Origin of the sequence: Arsenicibacter rosenii (assembly GCF_001870735.1) — a bacterium.
Taxonomy (GTDB): domain Bacteria; phylum Bacteroidota; class Bacteroidia; order Cytophagales; family Spirosomataceae; genus Arsenicibacter; species Arsenicibacter rosenii.
This window is the reverse complement of sequence record NZ_MORL01000002.1, coordinates 379,438-401,436: the sequence shown is the minus strand read 5'-3', so window position 1 is coordinate 401,436 and position 21,999 is coordinate 379,438. Positions and strand designations below refer to the sequence as shown.

Here is a 21,999-nt window from a genome sequence, read left to right as displayed (position 1 = left end):
TGTTATGCAACTGCAAGATTACTGAAAATATAGGCAAAAAAAGTATCAGAATCTATTAAATTCAGTTTAGCTGTTCTGCTACTTTTTGCAGAACTTTGATTTCAAGACATATACAACCGACTACCCATGGCAATACCTGTTTCCTGGCAAGGGGTTTACCCCGCCATCCTGACGCCGTTCACCGCCGGCGACGAACTTGATTTACCGCTGTTCCGTAAAAACCTTAACGCGCAGATCGACGCGGGCGTACATGGCCTGATTCTGGGCGGCTCGCTGGGCGAAGCCAGTACCATTACCCGTTCGGAGCGCCTGCAGCTGCTGGAAACCGCGCTGGAGGTCAGCGCCGGCCGCGTTCCGGTGATCATGAATGTTGCCGAATCGATTACCCGCGAAGCCATAGCCGCCGCGAAAGAAGCCGAAGCCAACGGTGCCGACGCCCTGATGCTGCTCCCGCCAATGCGGTATTTCGCCGACTCGCACGAAACAACGGTATTCTTCAAATCCGTTGCCGAAGCCACCAGCCTGTCGATCATGCTCTACAACAACCCGGTCGACTACAAAATTGCGATTACGCTGTCTATGTTCGAAGCCCTGGCAGATGTTCCGAATATTGCTGCCGTAAAAGAATCAACGCGCGACCTGACCAACATCACCCGCATGCGTAATGCCTTCGGTGAACGCTTCAACATCCTTGGCGGTGTGGATACGCTGGCACTTGAGGCCCTCGTGCTGGGCGCAGATGGCTGGGTAGCCGGTCTGGTAGATGCCTTCCCGCAGGAGACCGTTGCCATTTATGAACTCGTGAAAAGCGGTCAGATTGAGGAAGCCCTCCAGATTTATCGCTGGTTTATGCCGTTGCTTGAGCTCGACATTCAGCCAAAACTCGTGCAGTATATTAAATTAGCGGCCGCTGCCACCGGCATCGGTTCTGAGTATGTCCGGGCGCCCCGCCTGACGCTGACCGGTGCTGAGCGCGAGCGCGTTCTCGACGTGATCGAATCGTCGCTGGCAACGCGTCCGGTGCTGGTAGGCTAATCGTTCAGGCCCTTATTCTTTTTGTCTTTAATGAAAACATTCTTCTGCATCGACGCCCATACCTGCGGCAACCCTGTCCGCGTGGTAACGGGAGGTAGCATTCCGCACCTGCAAGGCGCTACGATGAGCGAAAAACGGCAGCATTTTCTGGCCGAATACGACTGGATCCGGAAAGGGCTGATGTTTGAGCCCCGTGGCCACGACATGATGTCGGGCAGTATTCTGTATCCGCCGTCGGATCCGGCCAACGATGCCGGGGTATTGTTTATCGAAACCTCGGGCTGTCTGCCTATGTGCGGCCATGGTACCATCGGGACCGTAACCGTTGCCATCGAGCAAGGGCTCATTACGCCTAAAACGCCCGGTCTGCTGAATCTGGAAGTACCGGCAGGGCTGGTCCGGATCGAATACCGGCAGGAGGGCCGCAAGGTGAAGTCGGTGAAAATTACGAACATCAAGTCGTATCTGGCCGCTGAAAACCTGACCGTGGATTGCCCGGATTTAGGCACCCTGACGGTGGATGTGGCTTACGGCGGCAACTTTTACGCCATCGTTGACCCGCAGCCGAACTTTCCGGGGCTACAGCACTACACTGCCGACCAGCTGGTGACGTGGAGCCGTGTGCTGCGGCAGCGCCTCAACGAACACCACAGCTTTGTGCATCCCGAAAACACAACCATCCGAGGCCTGAGCCACATTCTCTGGACCGGCCAACCACTCGACCCGACATCAACCGCCCGCAATGCTGTTTTCTACGGTGACAAGGCCATCGACCGGTCACCGTGCGGCACCGGGACATCGGCGCGGCTCGCGCAGTGGTATGCCAAAGGCTGGCTGAAACCCGGCGAAGAATTTATTCACGAAAGTATCATCGGTTCGAAGTTTATCGGCCGGATCGAAGCCGAAACGGAGCTGGGTGGTAAACCGGCGATTGTGCCGAGTATTGAAGGATGGGCCATCATTCACGGGTTCAACCATATTTTATTCGACGAAGAAGACCCGTACGTACACGGCTTTCAGGTTATCTAAACACAGCACCGGACAACGTTTTGTCCGGTGTTTTGCTACTCTATGAACGTTACCATTATTGGCGGAGGGGTAAGCGGCTTATTCTCGGCGTATTACCTGCAACAGGCCGGCCACACGGTCCGGCTCATCGAACGGAATCACTTTGCCGACAGTTGTTCGCACGGCAACGCCGGGATGATCGTGCCAAGCCACATCATTCCGCTCGCCCAGCCGGGCATGATTGCCAAAGGCATGCGCTGGATGCTGAAGTCGACCAGCCCTTTCTACGTCAAACCCCGGCTTAGCTGGGAACTCATGCGCTGGGGATACCTTTTCTGGCAGCATTCGACGGACGAACACGTAGAACGGGCGATTCCGGTACTCCGCGACCTGAGTCTGCTCAGCAAAAAACTGTATCAGGATCTGGCAGCTTCGGCGGAGGTCGATTTTGGCTGGCATGAACGTGGTTTGCTGATGTTATATCAGACCCACGATAACGAACACGAAATGGCCGAAGAAGCCCGGATCGCCAACCGCGCCGGCATTGATGCGCAGGTACTTTCGTGTGCAGGGGTTCAGGCACTGGAGCCCGACGTAAGCGTTACCGTACGCGGGGCTGTTTATTATCCCGGCGATGCGCACATCAACCCCAATAAACTGATTCAGGAACTGGTCGGTTATCTGCGGAAAAAGGGGGTTGACATTGTTGAAGGCGAAGATGTTGTCCGGTTCGAGACACAAGGCAAAGCCATTCAGCAGGTGATTACCAATAAGGGAGCCTATAAAACCGATGCGGTGGTTGTTGCGGCCGGTGCCTGGTCGCCGGAGCTGGCGAAACTGCTGGGTTTATCGCTGTCCTTACAGGGTGGTAAAGGCTACAGCTTTATGCAGTCCGATCTCCCGGCCAATATCCGCGTGCCTGCCATTATGCTCGAAGCCCGCGCCACAGCCACACCCATCGGCAACAGCCTTCGGTTTGCGGGGACACTCGAAGTAGCCGGTACCGACATGCGGGTCAACATCAATCGTGTACGGGGCATCTCCGAAGCGATCAACCGCTACTACCCCGAACTGCCGGTTAAACTACCGGCGGCGGAGTCGGTCTGGCGGGGGCTGCGTCCCTGCTCGCCGGACGGGATTCCGTACATTGGTCCTGTGCATCGTTTTGAGAATCTGGTGCTGGCAACGGGTCACGGCATGATGGGGGTCAGCCTCGGACCGGCAACGGGTAAGCTGGTTGCCGAAGCGTTATCCGGACAAACGGCAAGCCTTGATCTGGCGCCGTTTAATCCGGAACGTTTCAGCTAGGTGCATTTGTTATTCCATAAAACAAGGACCACTACTATGGAATCGACCACAAACCTACCGAATACCTTCGAACAGCAAATTGACACGGCAGCCACCGATCGCCGTTTTGTTCGGATTGAATACATGACCGACCTTCACGAATACATTAAAACGGATGTACTGGTAAAAGGGCGCGTATCAAAAGACGGGGTAGATACTCTTTTGGTGGCGACAGGGGATGAAATACCAGTGAAGAAGATTGTCGCCATTAACGGCGCCATTTCGCCGGGTTATACCGGTTATGAAAGTTATTCCTGTGACTGTTAACTGATTTGAGTTTAACTCCCCGAACGTTCTGAAACGTTCGGGGAGTTCTCGTTAAGACCTAATTAATCACCTCAAAACCGCAGTACGGCACCAGTACCTTCGGAATACGGATGCCTTCCGGCGTCTGGTTATTTTCCAGAATAGAGGCCAGAATACGCGGTAAGGCCAGTGCAGAACCGTTCAGCGTGTGTAGCAGCTGGGTTTTTCCCTCTACTTTGTAGCGCAGCTTCAGGCGGTTGGCCTGATACGTTTCAAAGTTTGAGACAGAGCTTACTTCCAGCCACCGCTGCTGCGCCGCCGACCATACTTCCATGTCATACGTCAGGGCCGACGTAAAGCCCATATCGCCGCCACACAGCCGGAGCACGCGGTAAGGTAGTTCAAGCTCCTGCAGGAGGCCCTGCACATACAGGCTCATTTCTTCCAGCGCCTGATACGATTCTTCCGGCTTGCGGATCTGCACGATCTCTACTTTATCGAACTGGTGCAGCCGGTTCAGGCCACGCACGTGCGCCCCCCACGAACCCGCCTCCCGACGGAAACAAGGCGTATAGCCTACGTTTTTGACCGGCAGTTGGTCTTCACTCACAATCACATCGCGGTACAGGTTGGTAATCGGCACCTCGGCCGTCGGAATCAGGTACAGTTCATCGGCAGCGGCAAAATACATCTGCCCTTCCTTGTCCGGCAGCTGTCCCGTACCGAAGCCCGAATCCTTGTTGATCAGGATTGGCGGCTGCACTTCCAGATAACCGGCCTCCAGTGCCTTGTCGAGGAAAAAGTTGATCAGTGCCCGCTGAATACGGGCCCCTTTGCCCTTGTAGACCGGGAAACCGGCACCGGTGATTTTGATACCCAGCTCAAAATCAATGATGTTGTATTTTTTGATCAGGTCCCAGTGCGGCAGCGCATCATCGCCCAACACCGGCTTTTCCCCGTTTTCCAGCACCACCTCATTGTCTTCGGCCGAACGGCCTTCCGGTACGCTGCTGTGGGGCAGGTTCGGCAGGGTAACCAGGACGTCCATTACCTGCTGTTCCAGCGCTTTCAGGCTTTCTTCCAGTTCCTTTGACCGGCTTTTAAGCTCAGCGGTTTCAGCTTTGGCGGCATCAGCGGCTTCTTTCTGCCCTGACTTCATCAGCGCCCCGATTTCCTTAGCCTTCGCATTTGATTGGGCCAGTACGTCGTCGAGTTCTTTCTGTGTATCACGGCGTTGCTGGTCGAGCGTCAGTACCTGCTCTACCGCTTCGCCGGCGTTTGCCACCCGTTTCTTTTTTAGGCCCGCGAGTGTCAGTTCTTTATTCTCACGGATGAAGGGAAGTTGTAGCATTGTTTAATTGGTTAGTAGTTGCTCGATGGCAGCTATAAATTCTTCAGTTTCCTCTAATAATGGCAATATTCTTTCCGGTGTATACTGAATAAACGTACCATAATCCCCGCTTTGACGAGCATTAAATAAATGTCCGTAAATTTTACTGTAACGAACATCCAGCCTGCCGGTTTCCACAAAATGTAAACCTAACATGTGCTTGGCCCCATCGTGCGAGGAGATTTTAATACCTTCTCTAATCATTAGCGCTACGACCATGTAATAAGCCGCGTAGTATAACCTGTTCGCTGATCCGTTCCAGCCTTCTATAGCAATCAGTGCTTTGGCTTCCCGCAGTGTTTCAGCAGCACGGACTACTCTGTAGGCAATTTCCTCTTCCTTGTAATTTTCAGATTGGTCTTCCATCGAGAGAAATATTGCCGTACAAAGGCGACGCCGGCCGTTTAACCCACTCACGCTTTTCGTGAACAATTGGGTTAATAATCTGCTCTGAAGCCAGTTCCAGCTCTGTAAAGGTATCCCATATGGCGTATTCCAGTTTCTGATCGAGCGTCTTATCTGTCAATACCAGAAAATCCCAATCAGAATTACGACGGTAGTCACCTCTTGCCCGGGAACCGAACAAATAAACTTCCGCCTCCGGATCAATTGCTAATATGCTTTCTTTTACCTGTTTCAGAAAAAGACGCTTGCTGATTTTTTTCATAACACAGCCATTTACCGTTACGAAGTTACAGAATAAGCACCGGATAGCGGCACGGCAGCCGGTATAACAAAAGCCCCGGCACATAGCTGATGTACCGGGGCCGTCTGTTACAGGCCGAACAATCCTTCGTTCAGCGCATTTAGGGCTTCGGCTTTATAGCGGCCATGCATCAGCAGGGAAATGTTGTGCTCGGTGCCACCGTACGAGATCATCCGGATCGGAATGTTTTTCAGCGACTCCAGCACTTTCAGGGCAATACCCGGATGGTCGGCACTGAAATTACCTACCACGCAGACAATGGCCTGATCGTAGTCCGGTTCTTCCAGATCACAGAACGTCCGCAACTCGTCCATCAGCGCCTGAATATTCGTCGTATTGTCAATCGTTACCGACACCGATACTTCCGATGTCGCAATCAGATCGACCGGCGTTTTGTATTTCTCGAAAATTTCAAAAATGCGGCGCAGGAAGCCATAGGCGTTCAGCATACGGGTCGAGTGGATATACAGGGCCGTAATGCCATCCTTGGCAGCAATTGCCTTAAATACCTGATCCGACGAGGTGCTGGTGCGCTCGGCAATCAGTGTACCCGGCGCTTGCGGATCCATGGTATTTTTCAGACGGACCGGTACGCCGCGCAGTTTGGCCGGGGTAATGGTTGACGGGTGCAGAATTTTAGCACCGAAATAAGCCAGTTCTGCCGCCTCATCAAAGGTCAGCTCACGGATCGGGAAGGTTTTTTTCACAATCCGCGGGTCGTTGTTGTGCATACCATCGATGTCGGTCCAGATCTGTACCTCAGCCGCACGGATAGCGCCGCCGATCAGCGAAGCGGTATAATCTGACCCGCCGCGCTTCAGGTTATCGACCTCCCCGCGCGGGTTGCGGCAGATAAAGCCCTGCGTCACGATGATTTCCTTGTCATCGTGTCCGCGCATGATTTCCCGCAGCTTTTGTTCAATCACGTCCAGTTCAGGCTCGCCATCGGCGTCGATCCGCATGAATTCCAGCGCCGGCAGCAATACCGATGGTACACCCTGCTCTTCCAGATAGGCCGCAAACATCTGCGTACTCAGCAATTCACCTTCGGCCACGAGTTCTTTTTCCTGCTTGAGGGTAAACGGCCGGATCCTGGTCAGCGAACGGATAAACGAGAACTCGTTTTCGATAATCTGCTGGCCTTTCGCAAAGCCTTCGGAGGTTTTGTACAATTCGCGGATAAACGAGTCGTAATGCGCCTTGAGGTGTTCAATTTTCTCGGCTGCTTCGTCGGGCAGGTTCGCTTTCAGCGACTCAGCAATCGACAACAACGCATTGGTCGTACCCGACAGGGCCGACAAAACAACAAATTTCCGACCCCCATCCGAGGTCACCAGGTTGCGAATCGAGTGCATCCGTTCAGGCTTGCCCACCGATGTTCCGCCAAATTTCCAGACGTGCATTTTAATTGAGTGAATTAGCGATTGAGTGAATGAGTAATTGTCGCAAACCGGTTCGCACAATCACTCATTCACTCAACCACTCATTAGAAAGTAAAACTATAAACCTGTTGCTGTAGGCCGAGCATTTTGATGGCGGTCATGGCGGCTTCGTCGCCTTTGTTACCATGTTTGCCGCCCGCGCGGTCGAGTGCCTGCTGCTGATCATTGGGCGTGAGTACCCCGAAAATTACCGGCTTGCCGGTTTTCAGACTCACGTTGGTCAGGCCCTGCGCTACGGCGTGATTGATGTAATCGTTGTGTTTGGTTTCTCCCTGAATCACGCAGCCAAGCGCGATAACGGCGTCAATGTCGTCGCGGTGGGCAAACCACTGCGCGCCTAAAGTCAGTTCAAAACTGCCCGGTACATTTCCGCGGATGATCCGGTCGGCCGAGGCTCCGTAAGCCAGCAAGGTATTGTAGGCGCCTTCAAAAAGGGCCTCGGTTACTTCGTAATTCCATTCGGCAACCACGATGGCAAAACGGCGATGGCTGATATCCGGCAACTTCTCTGTCGAGAAAACGCTCAGATTTTTATGGGCTGATGACATAAAAACGATATTTTTCTGTTTGAATAAACGGATTTGTTCCGGACCGGAAAGCCTCTGACTCCCGGATAAAAGAAAAGGACAACGCCGGGCCGACGTTGTCCTTCTGGTAGTAGCTTATGTACGTACGCTTATGACTCGCCGGCCTGTGCTTCGAGCAAGGATTTATACTTCTTGGCGTTCACGGCGTCAGCCGACTCAGCGTATTTATCAATAATCGTATTGTACGTTTCGATAGCCTTATCGTTCTGCTTGGCTTGTTCGTAAGCAACAGCCAGCTTTGTCAGATAACCGGGCGTAAAGAATTTGTTTGGCTTATAGTCCGCCGCTTTCTGGTAGTAACTGATAGCGTCGTCAAAGCTTTTCTTTTCCATGTAGGCATCACCGATCAGGGCATAGGCCCGCGCCTGAACCAACAGGTCTGATGAGCTGAACCCTTTCAGGCGCTCAATCGCATCGTCGTACTTGCCTTCTTTCAGTAAAGCAACGCCTGCGTAGAACTCAGCCAGATTACCGGCATTTGTTGACCCATAGTTATCAGCAACTGACAGCAGGCCCGGTGTTGCGCCGGTGCCGTTCAGGGCTTGTTTCAGCGAATCGGCTTCAAACTGATATACAGGTTGGAAAAGCTGGTTCTGTGCGTCTTCATCCTGTGTACTCATGTAATACCGATAGCCGAAGAAACCACCAACAACCACAAAAAGGCCTACAACTATGCCTACAACTATGTTACGGTTTTCCTGGAAAAAGTCTTCCGCACGTTCCAACTGGCCGGCCAATGCGTCCGGATCTTCCAGAAATTCCAGTCCCGTGTTCTTTTTGCTCATACAGCGTTTAATTTGGAACGCAAAATTAGGAACTTTTCGATTTTCAAAAAAGCTTCGGTTTCAAAAAAAGTATTTTGGTAATTAGATATTTGGCTTTTCTCACCCCGAAAACCGAACCGTTACCCGCTACCGGCAACAAACCGCTGCTGAACAACCCGTTAATCCGCCGCGTTTACGCCGCCAGCCAGGTCTCGCACGGCCATCATTTCTGTGGTCCGCACCTCTCTGATCTGATGGGGCAACAGCGTTTCGACAGCGACTGATTCGCCTTTAAGCGTTACAAATTCGACTTCGTATGCCTTACCATCTCCGTATACCATTACAATCGTACCGACGTCGCCCTTCCGGAGACGGCTATTAGCCGGATCTTCTTCAAGGACAACTAATGAAAACTCCTCCATATCAATTGACAAACTAATTTATCTGATGACAACTGACAGCCGGTACGGTTGTTTAACAATAATAGTGAAACCTGCTTATGTAGCCTAGCAAATAGCGGACCATATTGAGGCCGGATAAAAAAAAAGGCTGGTCTACCGGCCGTTCTGCAGAGCAGTTCCGGTTTCAGACTAGCCTTTTTTATGAATGTAATCCGGTTATTCCATCAGGAACGGATAATCTTTATCTACGTAAACGTCCTTGAACGCTTCGTCCGGCGACGGATAAGGTGACTCTTCCGCAAATTTCACCGATTCCTCAACAATCGCCTTGATTTTCTTGTCGATAGCGGCCAGGTCTTCTTCGGTTGCCAGGTTTCTTTCCAGAATGGTAGCCCGTACCTGCTCGATCGGGTCGCGCTGCTTATACTGCTCAACCTCTTCTTTAGTCCGGTATTTCTGCGGATCTGACATAGAGTGGCCACGGAAACGGTATGTCCGCATTTCGAGGAATGTCGGGCCTTCACCGGCGCGGGCACGGTCGGCAGCGCGGCTTACAGCGTCGTGTACGGCCTCTACGTCCATGGCGTCAACCGGCTCCGACGGCATGTCGTACCCTTCACCGATAGTATACAGCTCCGTTACATTCGATGTCCGGGCAACGGATGTTCCCATGGCATATCCGTTGTTTTCGACAACGAAAATCACCGGCAGTTTCCACGTCATGGCCATGTTAAAGGCTTCGTGTAACGCACCCTGACGAACGGCACCGTCACCGAAGAAACAGATGCAGAGGTTTTGTGTCTTGTTATATTTTTCGGCGAAAGCCAGCCCGGCACCCAGCGGAATCTGCGCTCCTACGATCCCGTGACCACCGACGAAGTTTACCGACTTATCGAAGATGTGCATTGAACCGCCTTTGCCTTTCGACGAGCCGGTTTGCTTGCCAAATAACTCGGCCATCACCGCCTTCGGGTCTGAACCCAGTGCGAGCGGGATACCGTGGTCACGATAGGCCGTAATCCACTTGTCATCTTTGGTCAAGGCAGAGTACGAACCTGACGAACAGGCTTCCTGACCAATGTAAAGATGGCAAAAGCCCCGGATTTTCTGCTGACCATATAACTGGCCGGCTTTCTCTTCAAATTTCCGTTGCAATACCATCGATTCGTACCAGTACATGTACCGCTCTTTGGGATGCTCAGTCTTAGCGGCGGCTGGCGTGTCGCCCTTTTTCGTTTTTTCTTTGACGCTTGCCATAATGCTTATTTCAGTGTCGGCCTTAATACTGTCAGTTGAACAATCCAACCGTATCTTTGTTGCCAATAGCGAGTTGAGTTCATCTGTCTGTACAGGTGAACAGGCTTTTACAACCCGGTTGCGAAATTACGCATTATCGGATTATTTAAGACACTTGACGGGAGACAATAGAAAAAAGACTGATGAAAACCTGATTTTTGCCGGTTTTACCCACTCCTGCTCTATAAAAATCAAGGACGAATGCATCTGGAAAAGCTCAGCCTGACCAATTTTAAAAACTATGAGGATGGCCGGTTTACCTTCGGGCCACAAATCAACGTGATTGTCGGGCCTAACGGAAGCGGTAAAACCAACCTGCTGGATGCCGTTTATTTCCTGACCCTGAGCAAAAGTGCCTTCCAGTCGCAGGATACCCTGACCATCAACCACGACGCTGATTACTTCATCATCGACGGAATGTTTTACAAAGATGCCGGTGATGAAACGGGCCAGCACCGGGTACAGATTACGGTTAGTCTCCAGCGCGGACAGCGCAAGGTGCTGATGGCCGACAAAAAGCCCTACGAGAAAGTCAGTGAGCACATCGGCCGCTTTCCGGTAGTGCTCGTTGCCCCCAACGACACAGACCTGGTGCGCGAACACAGCGAAGACCGGCGGCATTTTTTTGACGGTGTCCTGTCGCAGCTCGACGCCGATTACCTGCGCGATTACCTGATGTATCAGCAGATTCTGAAGCAGCGCAATAGTGTCCTGAAACTGTTTGCCGAACGCAGCCATGTCGATCATGACTTGCTGGACACCTACGATGAACCGATGCTGGAACTGGCCCAGCGGATTCATAACCGGCGGGCGCAGTTCGTAAACGAGTTTCTGCCGCAATTCAGGGCCCATTACGCTTACCTGAGCGACGCCCGCGAACAGGCAGACATTGTCTACGAATCCGAGGCCGGAAACCCGGATTTTGCCGCGCAGTTCCGGCAGAACCGGCGGCGTGATGTGGCCTTGCAGCGCACGACCATGGGCATCCACAAAGATGACTACTCGTTTTTGCTGGGCATGCCCGACGGCAGCACCACAGCCCTGAAAAAATTCGGGTCGCAAGGACAGCAGAAAACCTTTGTCATTGCCCTTAAACTGGGGCAGTTTGAGCAGCTTAAGCAGGAAAAAGGTATCAAGCCCATTCTGCTGCTCGACGACATTTTCGATAAACTCGACGATATCCGGATCGGCAAACTGATCAGACTTATGGAAGATCAGACCTTTGGCCAGCTGATTATCACCGACGCACGCCCCGAACGCACCGCCCAGCTCCTGGACGGTGTTCAGGCCGATGTCCGTTTTTTCAGAGTGGGTCAGTAATCTTCGTTGTTAACCACGGCCGCCTCGTCGGTCAGTCTGGCGAGCGGTGAGGCCGACAGCGCCGTTTCGCTCTCCTTGCCTTGCCGGCGTTCTTCTCCGATGCCGCCCGGCTCCGGCAGCCAGTCGTTTACCAGGGTCAGGGCTTCGGCAGTCAGGTTTGGCATAAGTCCGTGGATAGCATTCGCCAGTTTGGCGGGCCATGAAATAATCAGTTCGGCATCGCCGTGGCGGCAGGCGTCCAGAATCTGCCGGGCGCTTTCTTCGGCGTCCATCGCCAGAAACGGCAGTGAGTCCCCAATTTTAAACCATGCATATTCCTTGTCGTGCTGCCCTTTGAACGTAGCATTGCGCGGGCTGCCGGTCCGCATCAGCCCCGGACACACCGTCGTCACCAGAATATTGTCGGACCGGAGTTCGGTCCGTAAGCCTTCGGAGTAGCCGACCAACGTAAACTTACTGACCGAATACGGCAACAGATGCGGCACCGACACTTTGCCACCAAACGAGGCAATATTAACGATGCGGCCCATGCCCTGCCGGCGCATATGCGGCAAAACGGCGTTAACGGTATAGTAGCTCGCCCAGAAATTCGTATCCATCGACTCCCTGAAATCGGCGTCGGTCAGGTGTTGCAGGGGCGACACCAGGATGATCCCGGCATTATTAATCAAGACATCGATTTTGCCGAATACCTGAATGACATCGCTGATAAAGGTGTTGACCTGGTCACGGTCGGTAATGTCGCAGGGATAGGTCAGTACGAGCGGATTATAGGGCAGTATCTGTTGTTTGGCCCGTTCGAGTTCCTGAATATCGCGGGCACAAAGGGCAATATTGGCGCCAGCCTCTGCCAGCTGCCGCGCCAGCACCAGTCCGAGCCCGCGCGACCCGCCGGTGATGACCACCGTTTTACCCCGGAAATCCATTTTACGACGTTGCCGGATCAGCTGTTTTGCCGCCCATACTGCCCCTGCTCCTGCGAGCCCCCACAACCATACTTTTCCTGTACGCATACGCTTTTGTGTGATTCGGATGATAAACCTACCCAACTCAACAGCCCGCCCGGACGAATGTTGGGCCATCCGGCTGGAAATGAGCGAATGGGCTGCCGGGGGATTTTTTGTCGCTCATTCGGGCCGGTATGCTACCATCCCACGCAAATTTGGTACCTTTGCCGTATGATTTCGATTACCAACCTGTCGTACTATCTGGGTAGCCGGGCACTGTACGAAAACGCTTCGCTACATATCAAGCCTGGCCAGAAAATTGGCCTCATCGGTCTTAACGGAACAGGCAAATCTACGTTACTACGGATCATTATCGGTGAATACCAGCCCGACGGCGGCACCATCTCCAAAGCCGGTGACGTAACCATCGGGTTCCTGAATCAGGACCTGCTTTCCTATCAGACCGACGACTCGATTCTGTCGGTAGCCATGCAGGCGTTTGAGCGCCAGAACAAGCTACAGGCCATTATTGACGACATTCTCCACCAGATGGAGACCAATTATACCGACGACCTGATCGACAAACTGGGTCGGGCCCAGGAAGAATTTGAATCCCTGGACGGTTATACGGTACAATCGCGGGCCGAAGAAATTCTGGAAGGTCTTGGCTTCTCAACCGCCGACCTGCAAAAGCCGCTGCGGATGTTTTCGGGTGGCTGGCGGATGCGGGTAATGCTTGCCAAACTCCTGCTCCAGAAACCGTCGCTGCTCATGCTTGACGAACCAACCAACCACCTCGACTTACCCTCGATCCAGTGGGTGGAAAAATACATTCAGACCTACGAAGGGGCGGTAATTGTGGTTTCACACGACCGCGAGTTCCTCGACAACGTCATTGATGTGACCGTTGAAGTATCGGGTGCCAAACTGAATTATTATCCGGGCAACTACTCGTTCTATCTGGAAGAGAAAGCCCTGCGGAACGAGATTCAGAAAGGAGCCTACGAGAACCAGCAGGCTAAAATCCGGCAGACCGAGCGGTTTATTGAGCGGTTTAAGGCCAAGGCGACGAAGGCCAAGCAGGCCCAGAGCCGGGTGAAAATGCTCGAAAAAATGGAACTGGTGGACGATGTGATCGACGAAAACGCACGCGTCAACTTCAAGTTCAACTTCTCGACACAGCCGGGCCGCCACATCCTGCACCTCGACGATATCAGTAAGGCCTACGGTGAAAAACGCATCCTGACCCGTGCTGACATCCGGCTGGAACGGGGCGATAAAGTGGCCCTGATCGGCGCCAACGGCCGTGGTAAATCAACGCTGCTCCGGATCATTGCCGGCAGCGAACCCATTGAAGGCGAGCGCCGCCTGGGTCACAACGTGCTGTTCAGTTTCTACGCCCAGCACCAGCTCGAATCGCTGAATGTTGAGGACAACATGCTGGAAGAACTGAAACAAGCCAACCCCGAAAAATCCGAAGGCGAGCTGCGCGGTGTCCTGGGTTGTTTCCTGTTCTCGGGCGACGATGTGTTCAAAAAAATTAAAGTCCTGTCGGGGGGTGAGAAATCGCGGGTTGCGCTGGCAAAGGTACTGCTGTCGCAGGCAAACTTCCTGCTGCTTGACGAACCAACCAACCACCTCGACATGCAATCGGTCAACATCCTGATTCAGGCGTTGGCGCAGTACGAAGGTACGTATGTGGTGGTTTCGCACGACCGGTATTTTGTGTCGCAGATTGCCAACAAGATCTGGTACATCGAAGACGAGCAGATTAAGGAATATCCGGGCACGTACGACGAATACGAAATGTGGCTGGAAGACCGGAAAGAGTCGGGCGTCAAAAGTGCTTTTGCCGACAACAAGCCGGCACCGGCACCGGTAGCGCCGAAGCCCGTTGCGGCGGCTGCGCCATCGAGCGACAACGACCGGAAAGAGTGGCAGAAAGCGCTGAAAAAAGCGAATCAGGTGGCCGAAGACGCCGAAGGCAAAATCAGTCAGCTGGAAGCTCGCAAAGGCAAACTCGAAGCCGAACTCGCCGACCCGTCGACCTACGGCGACGACAAACTGATGCAGGCTAAAAACGATGAATATCACCGGTTAATGAACCAGATCGACCAGCTCCAGTCCCAGTGGGAAAGCGCCATGCTCGAAGCCGAGCAACTCGAAGCGAAACTGGGGTAATGTATGGTATCCTGTTTTATTTGCGGTGGCACGACTGACAGTTGTGCCACCGCTTTTTTATGGCGGATTAACGTAATCCTGAGGGGCTCACAACGGCTTTTTCCAGGGCAGATTGTTTACCTTCCGCCCAATGGCATACCCCATCCGCAAGCCTTCTTCGCAGTCCATCCGGTAATGAACGCCGAGCAATACGCGCGACCAGGCGTTTTCCTGAGCCATTTCGTAGAAACTGGAAAAGCTTCTGGGTGCACCGTTGAATTCGGTTCGTCCTTCATGACAACGATCCGTCAGTGCGTAGGCAATGCCATACACATCCGTCAGCACTTCCGCAGCGACAGCCCCGAAGCAGGAGTGCCCGGAAGGATAGGCAGGGAACGGCGGGGTTACCCCTTCCAGCACCAGCACAGGGTTATTCAGGCGGGTTCGCCAGGTGGGGTCGATGGCCCGCCGGATGTAGGCAATCGGGCGCTCGATGTTATAAATATATTTTGAGTTCCAGCAGGCTACCCCCACATCACTTAACCCGATGCCCAGCTTTGCATACGTGTAAACGGCTTTATCCAGCGGCACCTTCTCCTGCCGGATTACCTGCTGGGCGATAGCCAGCCAACGCGCAGCCGGCTCAAATGTCAGCTGATAAATATCATCACTCCAGAATTCACCGATCCACTGTTCATTTTTTGTCAATGGCTTCGTCGACGTGTAAATCTCCAGACTCTGGGCAAAAAGCGTAGAGTTAAAGTTCGTGCTATAGTCCAGCGGGGGCCGCGCCACCTTTTCGGCCTCGTTTGTAACAAATGTCCGGACACGGCCCCAGTACGGCAGCAAGGCACGGCTGTAATCAGGGGCCGTTGGCTGCCATTTCCCCTGCCCGACCGGCGGCGTGTAATCCGTTGGCTGGTTCCGCAGATACGCTTCATCACCTGCCTTATCCGTTCTTGAGTACGCCAGTACCGCATTGGCCACTGCCTGCCCGTATGCCCGCGACCGGCTGACTTCTTCGGATTCAGCGGTTGCGGATAAACGGGTGTATAGTGACTCGATCTTAGTCTTATAGGCATCGTTGACATGCGGAAAAAAGCCCTTCATCATCACATAATACGCCTCATTCAGGGCAACCTCCCAGCGATAGGTTTTGCCCGGTTCGGCGCGCGGGATTACAAGGCCGGTAAACTGATTGGCTACAGACTGGTACGTAGCAGACCCGGGTGCAATTGTTTCGTAAGCTGCCAGTCCGATATAGGCAAGGGCACGTGCCGCTACCGGCGGCCGGTAGCCGGGTGCATAACGATCAATATCAAGGAACAAATCCATCCAGTTTAGTCCGACGGCCGCATCCAGTGCCGATGCGGTAAAAGCGGGCTTAACCTGTTCCTTTGGTGGCTGGCAAGCATTCAATAACAGCCATAAGCCATTAACAGCCCAGAAAGACCGTGTCAGGCGATGAGAAAAAAACGCCTTTATATACGTTAACATGTAAAAAAAGTCTTTGTCAGAACATGGTGCACTACGAGCTGTATAGACCATGTCCGTCATTAAACAGTGAGCAATAGCGTGCGCCTGACTGTGATTTACAGTCAGGAGAAAACAGGGAGACGGCTGTATACACAAGCATACAGCTACCGCTCTCTATGCCGAAGAAACTGCTAAATCAGGGATGAACGATGCGCTGTTTTTCTGTAATGCATAGACCTGTTATCCGTTAAGCGCCTTTCCATAAAGGTCTCCGGATAAGCAATAGAACAAGACACGCCCTATTACCTTCAGCTGATTATCAGGCGTAAAAAATACGGATAACCAACCGATAGCGAATAAGCCCGCGAACAGAATAGCGGCTCAGGCTTCGGGAGGAGGAGAAAATACAGACAGGATACGGGTCACCATCGGCACATGCTGCGCGGGAAACTGACCGTCTTCGTACCAGTGAGTAAGACCAAACGGCAGCGTCGGCCGCAGGGTCGGCAAATATTCCTTAAGAAGGAGCTTCAACCACTCGTTTGTTTTCTGGTGTGGTGATGAGGATTGTTTTATATGGTCATTCAGGAACAATAACAGATCGCTTTGCCAGAAAGAGCGGCTTTTGGAGGGTAACCCTAAAAGCCGCATGGTATCGCCCCGTATCTCAATACTGACAACGCTATAATACTGCCCGTGATAATTAAATCCGTCAGCGGTTTTGTCTTTGATAAACACACCCTCGGACTGGTCTGAAAAAATAAGCTGAAATTCCACCAGGCTATCGACGGAGCGGTACATGCCGAGTCGTTTTGACAGGTCATGCTCCTCCTGCCACTGCATACCCGCATATACCAGCAGATACGCCAGCATATGAAGCGTCAACAGGACAAATAAACCGATAGCGGCTATTTTTTTCATCAGACTGTTAATGGTGATGTGCCCGGCGGAGGGACATTAACTGATTTTAGAACAAAAATAATGCCATTGCCTGTATCATACCAACCAACGAAATACGTTGCCCCCGGGGACTGGCCAGGCAGGCCAAAGCCCGATCGCATCCTTACCGTCATAAAGCGATTTCTCCTTTGTCAGAAAAGTGGCCCGGCCAAACGTGCGGGGTTCGAGGCATCCGGCCTGTTTCAGCGTTCGGCAACCATCGCCGCACCTGATCCCAATAACACCTGCCCCGGGCGTTTCTGTGTATGGGCTCCGTTCTCAATCACCGGCACGCCGTTGACCAGCACAAACGAAAAACCGGTTGAATAGGCATGCGGGGCTTCGTAGGTTGCCGCATCGCCCACCGTTTTTTCGTCAAACACCACGATGTCAGCAGCATAGCCCTCTTTAATCAGCCCGCGGTTAGCCAGTTTAAAACGCTGCGCGGGCAGAGACGTCATGCGGCGGATGGCGTCCTCCAGCGGAATAACCTGTTTTTCGCGCACATACCGGGCTAATACACGGGCATTGGTGCCATATCCGCGCGGATGAGGCATACCGGAGTTGAACCTGCTGACGCCCGCATCCGAGGCAATCATGGTATTGGGATACCGCATGATATTGGCCACATCTTCCTCCGACATGGTATGATACACCATCTGAATCCGCTTCATCCCCGACTTTTCGATCAGGTCCATCACCAGATCCGCCTCGGTGGCAGCCCTGTTTTTCCGGCCCAGCTTCTGATTAATTTTCGAGATGCTCAGGCCATTGAATGTCGTATCGGCAGGCAGATAGGCTACTACGGCATAATCGAAGTGTTTACGGTCATTTTTTTTCAGGCTCTCCAACATTTCCTTCCGGATTTTGGCGCGCGTGACCGGGTCGCGGAACCGCACCAGCACCAGCGAATCGCTGTCGGCCAGTGCCCAGGCCGGAATAATACTTTGGAGCGACGTACTTGAGGCCGTGTAGGGGTATTGGTCAACCGTTACGTCCAGCCCTTCGCGGCGGGCGGCGTCTACCAGTCCGATAGTTTGTTTGCTAAAGCCCCAGATGGGTTTACCGGCGACTTTGAAATGGGAAATTTCGACCGGAATCCGGGCCTCGCGGGCAATCTGAATGGTTTCTTTAATGGCCGCTTCTACCTCCTGCCCCTCGTTCCGCATATGCGACGCATACACCCCGCCGTATCGGGCCGCAACTTTGGCGAGATTCACAATTTCGGGGGTTTTGGAGTAGGTGCCCGGCGTATAAATCAGGCCCGTAGCCATACCGACAGCACCTTCTTTCATCGCCTGCTCCACGAGCGCCTCCATCTCGGCCTGCTCGCGGGCAGTCGGGTCACGAAACGCCGTTTTCATTACCTTCAGCCGGACGGAGTTATGCCCGATGAGCGAGCAGACATTCGGAGAAATACCCTGACTCCGCAGGCTTTCAAAATACGTCCGCAAGTCGGTACGCGACGAGCCGCAGTTGCCCGTCACGAGCGTGGTTACGCCATCATACAGAAAATTTTCGGCACCCGGCCGCTCTTCCAGACTCCCTTCCACGTGGGTATGCACATCAACAAAGCCGGGCGCCACCATCTGATTCCGGGCATCGATCAGTTGCCGGGCGGTTGCGGTTGCCGGTACCGTACCAATAAAAACGACCTTGCCATCCTTCAACGCCACGTCGGCATAGTACCAGGGGTTGCCCGTACCATCCACCACGCGGCCATTCCGGATCACAAGGTCGTAGGTCTGCGCTTTTGCCAGTGCAGCACAGGCCAATACACAAAACAGGGTTATTGTAAAGTGCTTCATGATTATAAAATATAAAGCCGCCTCTATAAGTACTTCATCAGAAATAGTTTATATTACTCTGTAACTTCGTCATTATGGGACGAGTCAATACACCAATTCTAACGGAATCACAACGAACAGAGTTAGAAACACTCTTTAAAAAAAGTGACAACCATAGTTTGCGAAAACGGTGCCAAACCATATTATTGAAGGCTGACGGACGGTTTTCAAAAGATGTAGCTAAAATTGTAGGCATGAGCCATGTTAGTGTAAATAGTTGGCTAAATCGCTATAAGTCAGAGGGCATAGCTGGGCTTCTAATAAAGCCGGGGCGCGGTTGCAAGCCCAAAATAGACAAACAAACCGACGGGACACAAATCGTGGCGTTAGCCAAAAAACACCGGCAACGCTTAGAAACGGCAAAAGCTGAATGGGAAACCAACAGTGGTAAATCGGTAAGCCGTGCTACCTTCCGTCGGTTTTTAAAAGTCTTGGGGGACGATATAAACGGATAAGAAAACGGTGTAAAAGTAAACCCAATGCAAGCATTTATGCCCTTAAAAAGGCGTATTTACATGAACTGGAAAAACTTTCCCGGGCGGGCTTGATTGAGTTGTTTTATGGCGATGAGAGCCGGGTGAGTAGCGAAGGTTATGTGCCCTATGGCTGGCAGTTTCCGGATGAAGAGGTAGCTGTGTATGTTGAAAAGGGACATTGGGTCAATATTTGGGGCCTTATCAGCCGTCAAAATAAATGTCATTGGGCGACAACAGAGCGAACTATAACGGGTCAATTTGTCATGGAAAAGCTTGATAAACTCTCGCTGAGCCTTGTAAAAGAAACTTTTGTAGTTTTAGACAATGCCTCCGTTCATCATGCTAAACTATTGCAGGATCGCCTTGCGATTTGGCAACAACGAGGCCTTTTTGTATTCTTCTTACCAACCTACTCCCCTCATCTAAATATCGCTGAAACCATGTGGCGAAAGTTAAAGATGGAATGGCTGGTTGCCGAAGACTATCTGGAAAAAGATAGCCTGCTTTATGCTGTCAATCGATGTATGGCTACTATTGGCACTCACCTGAATATCAATTTCAGCCCGTTTAATGCAAACTAAATCTATTCAACTACTTATTTCTCTGGATTTATAATATCCTTTATACTTTACCCTAAACTATCGCCTTATTAGCCACTAAGTGTATACGCTACCTACCGTTTGAAAAGATGACCCTATTTCATTATCTGACACCAGAAGTTTTTCAATTTTCAGTATCAGAATGTTCCTTTCTTTTCCTGTTTTAAAACAGAGCTATCTTCTTCGGCAGGCATAGATTGACGTATGTTGTCAAGCGTTCAGAAAAATCCTCTGTTAAAAAGCTGATCGAGACCACCTGATACCAAACTCACTACACCCATGTAGCATTAAAACGAATTGCGAGGAAAGTACCGTCGCGGGTATACCGTTTTTAGAAAAGCACAAACTAACCTCATTAACCAATTCAAAAAATAANAATGCAAACTAAATCTATTCAACTACTTATAAGTTACATTATAATAAAAATACAAGTATTAAGATCCATATTTAGTTACTAATAAGCTAAAAGACAGCCTTTTTATCCTGGTTCGCCTATATTTTTTTTAAAAGCATTATATGAAGATTTATATTTTTTTATGCATGACGCAACCAACATACCATAATTACCGTCCAGACAAAATACATGTAATCATATATGGAGAAAAAACTTAATGGCTCTATCCAACCCTGGTCAGAAAAAGACGTCTCCGAAAGGCCAGACGTATAAACCGTCGATGTAATTACATAATGCCCTATGCTTATTTGGCAACAAGTAAGTTAGTGTTTTCCCGTTCAAGTTTGTACCTATTGTTTTACAGAACTATGAAAAAACTCCTGTTACTAACACTCCTTATCGCAAAAAGCTACTTTGGCTGGTCTCAATGCAACTGCGAATCGCTCAGAAGTAAAGTAGCTGATGTCGTCTTGTCATCCGATCTTTCATCGGCCGCCCCTTTTACCAATCCGGCCCAGGGATTACTTGTATTCAATACCGGTACAGCTCAGGCACAAGGGTTCTACATGTGGCTCAACGGCTGGATATTTACGGGCAACAACGTCCCGTTGACCATTGATATTCAGGTAGTTAACAGCGGCTTTACCGGTTGGCGGTTCGGCACCCTTACAACGCTTAACCCAACACTCAATTTATACAGAGGGGTTACCTATCGTTTTAATGTTAGCGGTAATACAGCTCACCCATTCCGTATTTCAACGTCAAATACATTATCGCCTCCGAACACAAACCCTGCTTATTCACTAGGCACGACAAACCAGGATGTCATCAATAACACACTAACCTTTAATGTACCGGCCAATGCTCCGGACACCCTTTTTTATCTATGTACGGTACATGCAGTCATGAGGGGAGCCTTTGTCGTTTTACCCTGATACCGATCAGCAGTTGCTGACCAATGACAATTGGTACAGCCGGCCAAACAAAACAGGATCGCCCCGGCTTGGTTTACCAGCCGGGGCGATCCTGTTTTGTTTGACTGATTCTACTACATCTTAAAGGCAATACTGAATTTCATCCGCAGTTCATCCTCAACGGGTACCATCATCAGCGTTGGCCGCTCGATTTTAAAGTCCGTAATTTTCAGGTTAAAGGCTCCATCGACTACGGTTTTTCCGTTGGCCTGCTTTTGGGTAGCCTGCACTGTCACGGGCTTCGAAACGCCGTGAAAAACGAGATTTCCCTTGATAGTCAGCGCCCCGTTAGGTCCGGTCTGAATGTCCTGGCTGGAGAAGGTCACGTTCGGGAATTTGATCCCGTCGAGTACCTCAATCGCGTGCGAATCACGGTTAGCATTTTTACTGTCGAACGACGCAATTTTCACGACAACAGCGACCGATTCAAATTTCTGCGCTTCATCATCGTACATCGCCGCACACGTCACGTCTTTATTGACCGCATCCCATTCGTGCATGGGGTGCTTCATGCTGTAGGTAACGGAAGAGCTACCCTTGTCGGCCATTATTTTCCGTTTGGCCATCGGATTGGGTGCCACCCAGCTGGTTAGCCCGACGGCAATAAGCCCCCACAAGGCTACGTATATAACCCTTCTCATGATA

The 21,999-nt window shown here is 51.7% G+C and carries 22 protein-coding genes; 9 read left to right on the top strand and 13 right to left on the bottom strand.

From position 1 onward, the window contains the following. Positions 1 to 126 precede the first annotated feature (126 nt). Genes BLX24_RS05650 through BLX24_RS05635 form a run of 4 tightly spaced genes read left to right on the top strand, consistent with a single transcriptional unit; the run spans position 127 to position 3,657 of the window. Positions 127 to 1,035, top strand: coding sequence for a dihydrodipicolinate synthase family protein (locus BLX24_RS05650; protein ID WP_071502106.1), 909 nt, complete (start codon positions 127 to 129; stop codon positions 1,033 to 1,035). A 30-nt stretch (positions 1,036 to 1,065) separates the two neighbouring features. Beyond that, on the top strand, positions 1,066 to 2,064 hold the full coding sequence (locus BLX24_RS05645) for a 4-hydroxyproline epimerase (protein WP_071502105.1): 999 nt from the start codon (positions 1,066 to 1,068) through the stop codon (positions 2,062 to 2,064). Between the two features lie 42 nt (positions 2,065 to 2,106). Further along, positions 2,107 to 3,351: an NAD(P)/FAD-dependent oxidoreductase gene (locus tag BLX24_RS05640; RefSeq protein WP_071502104.1), complete on the top strand. Its 1,245-nt coding sequence runs from the start codon at positions 2,107 to 2,109 to the stop codon at positions 3,349 to 3,351. 36 nt (positions 3,352 to 3,387) lie between these two features. After that, positions 3,388 to 3,657 carry a hypothetical protein gene (locus BLX24_RS05635; protein WP_071502103.1) on the top strand — a complete coding sequence of 90 codons (270 nt, stop codon included), beginning with the start codon at positions 3,388 to 3,390 and terminating at the stop codon, positions 3,655 to 3,657. Between the two features lie 58 nt (positions 3,658 to 3,715). Here the strand turns inward: BLX24_RS05635 and serS are convergent, their stop codons facing one another. From serS to pdhA, 8 genes are all read right to left on the bottom strand, one after another. Beyond that, positions 3,716 to 4,987 (bottom strand): serine--tRNA ligase, encoded by a 1,272-nt coding sequence (serS, locus tag BLX24_RS05630; RefSeq protein WP_071502102.1) that lies wholly within the window; start codon positions 4,985 to 4,987, stop codon positions 3,716 to 3,718. Between the two features lie 3 nt (positions 4,988 to 4,990). After that, on the bottom strand, positions 4,991 to 5,392 hold the full coding sequence (locus BLX24_RS05625) for a HEPN domain-containing protein (RefSeq protein ID WP_071502101.1): 402 nt from the start codon (positions 5,390 to 5,392) through the stop codon (positions 4,991 to 4,993). Next, entirely contained in the window at positions 5,376 to 5,693 is a 318-nt protein-coding gene (locus tag BLX24_RS05620; protein ID WP_071502327.1) for a nucleotidyltransferase domain-containing protein, read from the bottom strand. The genes BLX24_RS05625 and BLX24_RS05620 overlap by 17 nt, the downstream gene beginning before the upstream one ends. A 107-nt stretch (positions 5,694 to 5,800) precedes the next feature. Next, the gene (locus tag BLX24_RS05615) at positions 5,801 to 7,135 is read right to left on the bottom strand and encodes an aspartate kinase (protein ID WP_071502100.1); all 1,335 of its coding nucleotides are present in this window, start codon (positions 7,133 to 7,135) and stop codon (positions 5,801 to 5,803) included. An 83-nt stretch (positions 7,136 to 7,218) separates the two neighbouring features. Then, a complete protein-coding gene (gene ribH / locus BLX24_RS05610) occupies positions 7,219 to 7,722 on the bottom strand; it encodes a 6,7-dimethyl-8-ribityllumazine synthase (RefSeq protein ID WP_071502099.1) in 504 nt (167 codons plus the stop codon). 128 nt (positions 7,723 to 7,850) lie between these two features. Continuing rightward, a complete protein-coding gene (locus BLX24_RS05605; RefSeq protein WP_071502098.1) occupies positions 7,851 to 8,546 on the bottom strand; it encodes a tetratricopeptide repeat protein in 696 nt (231 codons plus the stop codon). Between the two features lie 158 nt (positions 8,547 to 8,704). Next, positions 8,705 to 8,947 carry a DUF4926 domain-containing protein gene (locus BLX24_RS05600; protein ID WP_071502097.1) on the bottom strand — a complete coding sequence of 81 codons (243 nt, stop codon included), beginning with the start codon at positions 8,945 to 8,947 and terminating at the stop codon, positions 8,705 to 8,707. Between the two features lie 195 nt (positions 8,948 to 9,142). Beyond that, a complete protein-coding gene (gene pdhA / locus BLX24_RS05595; protein ID WP_071502096.1) occupies positions 9,143 to 10,183 on the bottom strand; it encodes a pyruvate dehydrogenase (acetyl-transferring) E1 component subunit alpha in 1,041 nt (346 codons plus the stop codon). A 240-nt stretch (positions 10,184 to 10,423) separates the two neighbouring features. Between pdhA and recF the strand changes: the two genes are divergently transcribed. Then, complete coding sequence (gene recF / locus BLX24_RS05590; protein WP_071502095.1) at positions 10,424 to 11,542, top strand: DNA replication/repair protein RecF; 1,119 nt, start codon at positions 10,424 to 10,426, stop codon at positions 11,540 to 11,542. On the opposite strand, the gene BLX24_RS05585 is transcribed toward recF, so the two are convergent. Continuing rightward, a complete protein-coding gene (locus BLX24_RS05585; protein ID WP_071502094.1) occupies positions 11,536 to 12,555 on the bottom strand; it encodes an SDR family NAD(P)-dependent oxidoreductase in 1,020 nt (339 codons plus the stop codon). The two genes, recF and BLX24_RS05585, sit on opposite strands and share 7 nt — an antisense overlap. Before the next feature lie 165 nt (positions 12,556 to 12,720). On the opposite strand from BLX24_RS05585, the gene BLX24_RS05580 reads away from it, so the two are divergent. Then, the gene (locus BLX24_RS05580) at positions 12,721 to 14,670 is read left to right on the top strand and encodes an ABC-F family ATP-binding cassette domain-containing protein (protein WP_071502093.1); all 1,950 of its coding nucleotides are present in this window, start codon (positions 12,721 to 12,723) and stop codon (positions 14,668 to 14,670) included. Between the two features lie 87 nt (positions 14,671 to 14,757). On the opposite strand, the gene BLX24_RS05575 is transcribed toward BLX24_RS05580, so the two are convergent. From BLX24_RS05575 to BLX24_RS05565, 3 genes are all read right to left on the bottom strand, one after another. Then, the gene (locus BLX24_RS05575; protein ID WP_177225783.1) at positions 14,758 to 16,146 is read right to left on the bottom strand and encodes a vanadium-dependent haloperoxidase; all 1,389 of its coding nucleotides are present in this window, start codon (positions 16,144 to 16,146) and stop codon (positions 14,758 to 14,760) included. 360 nt (positions 16,147 to 16,506) lie between these two features. Further along, a complete protein-coding gene (locus BLX24_RS05570; protein WP_071502092.1) occupies positions 16,507 to 17,046 on the bottom strand; it encodes a hypothetical protein in 540 nt (179 codons plus the stop codon). Between the two features lie 221 nt (positions 17,047 to 17,267). After that, the gene (locus BLX24_RS05565; RefSeq protein ID WP_071502091.1) at positions 17,268 to 18,872 is read right to left on the bottom strand and encodes an N-acyl-D-amino-acid deacylase family protein; all 1,605 of its coding nucleotides are present in this window, start codon (positions 18,870 to 18,872) and stop codon (positions 17,268 to 17,270) included. A 74-nt stretch (positions 18,873 to 18,946) separates the two neighbouring features. Here BLX24_RS05565 and BLX24_RS05560 point away from each other — a divergent pair, with 74 nt between their 5' ends. From BLX24_RS05560 to BLX24_RS05550, 3 genes are all read left to right on the top strand, one after another. Continuing rightward, a complete protein-coding gene (locus BLX24_RS05560) occupies positions 18,947 to 19,366 on the top strand; it encodes a helix-turn-helix domain-containing protein (RefSeq protein ID WP_071502090.1) in 420 nt (139 codons plus the stop codon). Beyond that, on the top strand, positions 19,303 to 19,968 hold the full coding sequence (locus BLX24_RS05555; protein WP_143092576.1) for an IS630 family transposase: 666 nt from the start codon (positions 19,303 to 19,305) through the stop codon (positions 19,966 to 19,968). Before BLX24_RS05560 ends, BLX24_RS05555 begins: the two co-directional genes overlap by 64 nt. A 780-nt stretch (positions 19,969 to 20,748) precedes the next feature. After that, positions 20,749 to 21,315, top strand: a complete 567-nt coding sequence (locus BLX24_RS05550) for a cupredoxin domain-containing protein (protein WP_071502088.1) — start codon at positions 20,749 to 20,751, stop codon at positions 21,313 to 21,315. 113 nt (positions 21,316 to 21,428) lie between these two features. On the opposite strand, the gene BLX24_RS05545 is transcribed toward BLX24_RS05550, so the two are convergent. Beyond that, positions 21,429 to 21,995 carry a YceI family protein gene (locus tag BLX24_RS05545; protein ID WP_071502325.1) on the bottom strand — a complete coding sequence of 189 codons (567 nt, stop codon included), beginning with the start codon at positions 21,993 to 21,995 and terminating at the stop codon, positions 21,429 to 21,431. Positions 21,996 to 21,999 lie beyond the last annotated feature (4 nt).

Coding starts and splice junctions, on each gene's coding strand:
- BLX24_RS05650 (WP_071502106.1), top strand. CDS start 127: ATGGCAATACCTGTTTCCTGGCAAGGGGTTTACCCCGCCATCCTGACG.
- BLX24_RS05645 (WP_071502105.1), top strand. CDS start 1,066: ATGAAAACATTCTTCTGCATCGACGCCCATACCTGCGGCAACCCTGTC.
- BLX24_RS05640 (WP_071502104.1), top strand. CDS start 2,107: ATGAACGTTACCATTATTGGCGGAGGGGTAAGCGGCTTATTCTCGGCG.
- BLX24_RS05635 (WP_071502103.1), top strand. CDS start 3,388: ATGGAATCGACCACAAACCTACCGAATACCTTCGAACAGCAAATTGAC.
- serS (WP_071502102.1), bottom strand. CDS start 4,987: ATGCTACAACTTCCCTTCATCCGTGAGAATAAAGAACTGACACTCGCG.
- BLX24_RS05625 (WP_071502101.1), bottom strand. CDS start 5,392: ATGGAAGACCAATCTGAAAATTACAAGGAAGAGGAAATTGCCTACAGA.
- BLX24_RS05620 (WP_071502327.1), bottom strand. CDS start 5,693: ATGAAAAAAATCAGCAAGCGTCTTTTTCTGAAACAGGTAAAAGAAAGC.
- BLX24_RS05615 (WP_071502100.1), bottom strand. CDS start 7,135: ATGCACGTCTGGAAATTTGGCGGAACATCGGTGGGCAAGCCTGAACGG.
- ribH (WP_071502099.1), bottom strand. CDS start 7,722: ATGTCATCAGCCCATAAAAATCTGAGCGTTTTCTCGACAGAGAAGTTG.
- BLX24_RS05605 (WP_071502098.1), bottom strand. CDS start 8,546: ATGAGCAAAAAGAACACGGGACTGGAATTTCTGGAAGATCCGGACGCA.
- BLX24_RS05600 (WP_071502097.1), bottom strand. CDS start 8,947: ATGGAGGAGTTTTCATTAGTTGTCCTTGAAGAAGATCCGGCTAATAGC.
- pdhA (WP_071502096.1), bottom strand. CDS start 10,183: ATGGCAAGCGTCAAAGAAAAAACGAAAAAGGGCGACACGCCAGCCGCC.
- recF (WP_071502095.1), top strand. CDS start 10,424: ATGCATCTGGAAAAGCTCAGCCTGACCAATTTTAAAAACTATGAGGAT.
- BLX24_RS05585 (WP_071502094.1), bottom strand. CDS start 12,555: ATGCGTACAGGAAAAGTATGGTTGTGGGGGCTCGCAGGAGCAGGGGCA.
- BLX24_RS05580 (WP_071502093.1), top strand. CDS start 12,721: ATGATTTCGATTACCAACCTGTCGTACTATCTGGGTAGCCGGGCACTG.
- BLX24_RS05575 (WP_177225783.1), bottom strand. CDS start 16,146: ATGTTAACGTATATAAAGGCGTTTTTTTCTCATCGCCTGACACGGTCT.
- BLX24_RS05570 (WP_071502092.1), bottom strand. CDS start 17,046: ATGAAAAAAATAGCCGCTATCGGTTTATTTGTCCTGTTGACGCTTCAT.
- BLX24_RS05565 (WP_071502091.1), bottom strand. CDS start 18,872: ATGAAGCACTTTACAATAACCCTGTTTTGTGTATTGGCCTGTGCTGCA.
- BLX24_RS05560 (WP_071502090.1), top strand. CDS start 18,947: ATGGGACGAGTCAATACACCAATTCTAACGGAATCACAACGAACAGAG.
- BLX24_RS05550 (WP_071502088.1), top strand. CDS start 20,749: ATGAAAAAACTCCTGTTACTAACACTCCTTATCGCAAAAAGCTACTTT.
- BLX24_RS05545 (WP_071502325.1), bottom strand. CDS start 21,995: ATGAGAAGGGTTATATACGTAGCCTTGTGGGGGCTTATTGCCGTCGGG.